This is a genomic window from Poseidonibacter sp. (genome assembly GCF_041821165.1).
Lineage (GTDB): Bacteria > Campylobacterota > Campylobacteria > Campylobacterales > Arcobacteraceae > Poseidonibacter.
Map to the genome: position 1 here is coordinate 1 of NZ_JBGUES010000192.1, position 4,225 is coordinate 4,225.

7 protein-coding genes are annotated in these 4,225 nt (G+C 28.0%); 3 read left to right on the forward strand and 4 right to left on the reverse strand.

Annotation, left to right across the window (positions count from 1 at the left end; all coding sequences use genetic code 11):
- The 3 genes from ACERKK_RS11670 to ACERKK_RS11680 all read right to left on the reverse strand — a co-directional run.
- The coding region (locus ACERKK_RS11670; protein WP_373773252.1) for an LptF/LptG family permease at positions 1-584 on the reverse strand (584 nt) is incomplete at its 3' end.
- Between the two features lies 1 nt (position 585).
- Positions 586-1,137, reverse strand: coding sequence for an aminoacyl-tRNA hydrolase (gene pth, locus ACERKK_RS11675; RefSeq protein ID WP_373773253.1), 552 nt, complete (start codon positions 1,135-1,137; stop codon positions 586-588).
- Between the two features lie 9 nt (positions 1,138-1,146).
- Complete coding sequence (locus tag ACERKK_RS11680; protein ID WP_373773254.1) at positions 1,147-1,683, reverse strand: 50S ribosomal protein L25/general stress protein Ctc; 537 nt, start codon at positions 1,681-1,683, stop codon at positions 1,147-1,149.
- A gap of 161 nt (positions 1,684-1,844) precedes the next feature.
- On the opposite strand from ACERKK_RS11680, the gene folD reads away from it, so the two are divergent.
- The 3 genes from folD to rpiB are packed head-to-tail and all read left to right on the forward strand — an operon-like array spanning position 1,845 to position 3,948.
- Positions 1,845-2,705, forward strand: a complete 861-nt coding sequence (gene folD / locus ACERKK_RS11685) for a bifunctional methylenetetrahydrofolate dehydrogenase/methenyltetrahydrofolate cyclohydrolase FolD (protein WP_373773255.1) — start codon at positions 1,845-1,847, stop codon at positions 2,703-2,705.
- Positions 2,706-3,491 (forward strand): signal peptidase I, encoded by a 786-nt coding sequence (gene lepB, locus ACERKK_RS11690; protein WP_373773256.1) that lies wholly within the window; start codon positions 2,706-2,708, stop codon positions 3,489-3,491.
- A gap of 1 nt (position 3,492) precedes the next feature.
- On the forward strand, positions 3,493-3,948 hold the full coding sequence (rpiB, locus tag ACERKK_RS11695) for a ribose 5-phosphate isomerase B (protein WP_373773257.1): 456 nt from the start codon (positions 3,493-3,495) through the stop codon (positions 3,946-3,948).
- A gap of 15 nt (positions 3,949-3,963) precedes the next feature.
- Here rpiB and ACERKK_RS11700 read toward each other — a convergent pair.
- Positions 3,964-4,225, reverse strand: a 262-nt coding sequence (locus tag ACERKK_RS11700) for a GNAT family N-acetyltransferase (protein WP_373773258.1), incomplete at its 5' end; no start/stop codon positions are given.

Genomic DNA, 4,225 nt, shown 5'->3' on the forward strand with positions numbered 1-4,225 from the left:
ACTACGTACCATCTATTATTTTGAAAGTATGCATTTTTAGCAATTATTGATTGAACAATATCTTTATCATCTACTTTAAAAATATGTATATCTTCAGCTTTTTTCTCTAATGGTAATAATTTTTTAAAATATACGTAATATTCATTATATTTTAAAAAAATATCTGTTTTTGAATTAGTAAAATATTCACCTTTTAGAATTTTTCTTTTTTCTTCATAAGAGTATGCTAATGGTGTAGCTTGTAAAAAAATCAATAATGTAATTAGAAATAATGATACTTTAACAACACTTGAATATATATTTTTACTTGTTGCACCTACTGCATGAAAGGCAACTAATTCATTGTTTTTAATAAAAATAACCAAAGTTACAATCCATCCAAATACAATTGACAATGGTAATGCTAAAGTAAGTGTAAAAAATGCATTATATAATACATATAAAAGTTGTAAGTTTGCAGATTGTGGTAATTCTTTAAAGTTTTGTAAAAAATCAATTCCAACAAAAAATAGTTCTAGTGAAATTAGAACAATTATAAAGTTTAGTAAGTATTTTTTAAGTATGTATTTTGTTATTATTCTCATTTTATTTCAATGTAAATTTGGATTTTACTTGGTCAATCTCTTCAGTTTTTAGTGCGTCAATTGCTTTAATAGTATGAGTTATTATATCTTGTAGTTTATTTAATTCTTCTTTCGAAAAGTTACTTAATACGTAATTTGCAACATTAGCTTTATCTTGAGGTTTTCCAATACCAATTCTAACTCTAATATATTCTTTTCCAATATGTGAATCTATTGATCTTAAACCATTATGACCACCATGACCACCACCTATTTTGTACTTAACAGTACCAAATGGTAAATCTAAATCATCATGTATAACAATTATATCTTCAATATCAATTTTATAATATTCCATAATTGAATGAACTGCAACACCTGAATTATTCATATATGTTGTAGGTTTAGAAAAAAGGTTATAACCTGATTTTAAAAGAGTTGATTGAAAGTTTGATTTGTTTATATTTGAAGTCGTAAGATTTTTGGTCATCTCATCGATAACCATAAATCCTACGTTGTGTCTTGTTAATAAATAGTCTTCACCAATATTACCAAGACCAATAATTAAATGCATGCAGTTAAATTATTTAGCTTTAATAATACCAACAACTGGTACTCTTGGGTCTAAGAAACATCTAACATTTTCAGGCATAGTTACATCTCTAATTAAGATATTATCACCTGTATCTAAATCTGTAACGTCAAATACGAAAGATTCTGGTAAGTCTTCAATTGTACATCTTACTGGAACTCTTTTTGTATGAATCATTAAAAGACCTTTATTTTTAAGACCTTTTGCAATACCTGTAGTTGTAACAGGAACTCTATAGTTTGTAATAACACCTGGTTGTGCAATCATTAAATCTACATGTAATAAATCGTAAGTTAATGGACATTTTTGGTATTCTTTAACTACTACTTTGTATACAGTACCATTTACAGATACATCAAATGCGATTGTTTCTTTATTTCTTAAGAATTTAATAAATTCATTTGCTTTAAAAGCAGTTGCTACGTTCTCTAAACCTTTACCATAGATATTTGCAATTAAATATCCATTTCTTCTTAAAGTTTTAGTTGCTTGTTTTGTCATACTATCTCTTACGATACCCTCTAACATAAACGATCCTTTGTTTTAATTTTATTTTAGGGCGAGATTATATTTAATTTATACTAAATTTATGTTTAAATAGTTTTTCACAGAATAATTTAACTTTATATAATTGAAGTTTAGATACTATATATGCTATTAAAAACATTAAAATATAAGGTTTAAATCCCATGACACTACTTGATGGAAAAGCATTATCTAATAAAATCAAAGACGAAGTAAAAGTTGAAGTTGAAGAACTTATAAAAGAAAAATCGGTTACTCCAGGTTTAGCAGTTATTTTAGTTGGAAATGACGCAGCTAGTGCAACATATGTTGCAAGTAAAGCAAAATCATGTAAAAACGCAGGTATATACTCTGTTGTACATGAAATGCCAGATACAATTTCTCAAGATGAATTACTTGAGACAATAAAAAGAATGAATGAAAACCCATCATTAGATGGTATCTTAGTTCAATTACCACTACCAAAACATATTGATACTACTATTGTTTTAGAAGCAATTGATCCTTTAAAAGATGTTGATGGTTTCCACCCATACAATGTTGGAAGAATGGTTTCTAACTTAGATTCATTTTTACCAGCAACTCCTTTTGGTGTAATGAGAATGTTCCAAGAGTATAACATCGATTTAAAAGGTAAAAATGTTTGTGTAATTGGTTCATCTGATATTGTTGGTAAACCAATGGCAGCATTATTAATTAATGCAAAAGCAACAGTTACTGTTTGTAATTCAAGTACAAAAGATTTAGCATCTCATACAAAAGCTGCGGATATTGTTGTTATTGCAGTTGGTGTTCCTCATTTATTAAAAGGTGATATGCTAAAAGATGGAGCTGTTGTTATTGACGTTGGTATTAATAGACTTGATACTGGTAAATTAACAGGTGATGCAGATTTTGAAGATTGTAAAGATAAATGTTCACATATAACACCAGTTCCAGGTGGAGTTGGTCCAATGACAATTGGTATGTTATTAAAAAATACTGTTAAAGCTGCAAGACTTAGAGAAACTAGAGAAAAAAAATAAATGTTTACAAAAATCTATAACTGGTCCTCTTCATGGACTGGTACAATTATAATTGTATTAACTATTATTTTTTTTATTGCTCAAGCTTTTGTAATTCCAAGTGGAAGTATGAAAAACACTCTATTAATTGGTGATATGCTTTTTGTAAAAAAATACACTTATGGTATTCCAACACCTAGAATCCCATGGCTAGAAGTAAAAGTTCTTCCTGATTTTAATGACAATGGACATTTAATAGAAGGGCCTAGACCAAAACGTGGTGATATTGTTGTATTTAGATACCCTAAAAATGATTCGATTCATTATGTTAAAAGAGCAGTTGCAACAGGTGGGGATATTATTGCACTTAGTGATAAAAAATTATTATTACATCCAAAAGAAGGTAATGAGTTTGTAAAAGCAAATTATCCAAAAGAGAATATTGTTCAAATTGGTGATAAACTTTGGGTTATAAATCCATATAAAATTAAACATCCTGGTATTCATAATGATGACACTGTTGTTAATAATGGATATAACCCAAGTCAATTATTTGATATGATGCCAATATTAGTACCAGAAGATGAGACATTTATGATGGGTGATAATAGAGACCATTCAAATGACTCAAGATTTTGGGGAACAGTTCCTTATAAATACATAGTTGGAACTCCATGGTTTGTTTATTTTTCATGGGATGAAAATAAAGAAGTTAGATGGGATAGAGTATTAAAATCAGTTGAATCAATTGAAGAAAATACAGATATGAAAAATATAAAAATACAACACCAAGAAGGAATTTATTAATATGAAATATTTTATCGGTGCAGATCATGCAGGTATAGATATTAAAGCTTATGTAAAAGAGTTATTTGAAGGACTTGGACATGAAGTAATTGATTTAGGACCAACTACTAAAGATAGAGTTGATTATCCTGATTATGCTGCAAAAGTTTGTGAGAGTGTATTATCAAACGAAGGTAGTAAAGGTATATTAATTTGTGGTTCAGGAATTGGTATGTCAATGGCTGCTAATAAGTTTAATGGTATTAGAGCAGCTTTATGTCACAATGAATACTCTGCTAAAATGGCTAGAGAACATAATGATGCAAATGTTATTTGTATAGGTGAAAGAGTTTCTGGTTATGGTATGGTTGAAGCAATTGTTGAATCATGGGATAAATCTTCTTTTGAAGGTGGAAGACATGAAGGAAGAGTTGCTAAAATTAATGCATTATCAAATGTAGGAACTTGTAGAGCATAGGTTAAAACCTATGCTTTATTTACTTTTTAACATCAAATATCCATCTTCATCTTTATAATAATCTTTTAAAACCTTAGTTATTTTAAATCCAAAGTTTTCATATAACTTTATAGCGTTCTTATTTGAGTGTTTTACCTCTAAAGAAAAAGATTTATTGCTTTTTTCTAGTTTTCTAAAACTAAAATCTAAAAGTTTTTTTGCTAAACCTTTATTTTGATATTTACTTGAAATTGCAAGTGAATATAATCTAAAATACTTTTTTCTTTCTAGCCATAAT

Coding starts and splice junctions, on each gene's coding strand:
- pth (WP_373773253.1), bottom strand. CDS start 1,137: ATGCATTTAATTATTGGTCTTGGTAATATTGGTGAAGACTATTTATTA.
- ACERKK_RS11680 (WP_373773254.1), bottom strand. CDS start 1,683: ATGTTAGAGGGTATCGTAAGAGATAGTATGACAAAACAAGCAACTAAA.
- folD (WP_373773255.1), top strand. CDS start 1,845: ATGACACTACTTGATGGAAAAGCATTATCTAATAAAATCAAAGACGAA.
- lepB (WP_373773256.1), top strand. CDS start 2,706: ATGTTTACAAAAATCTATAACTGGTCCTCTTCATGGACTGGTACAATT.
- rpiB (WP_373773257.1), top strand. CDS start 3,493: ATGAAATATTTTATCGGTGCAGATCATGCAGGTATAGATATTAAAGCT.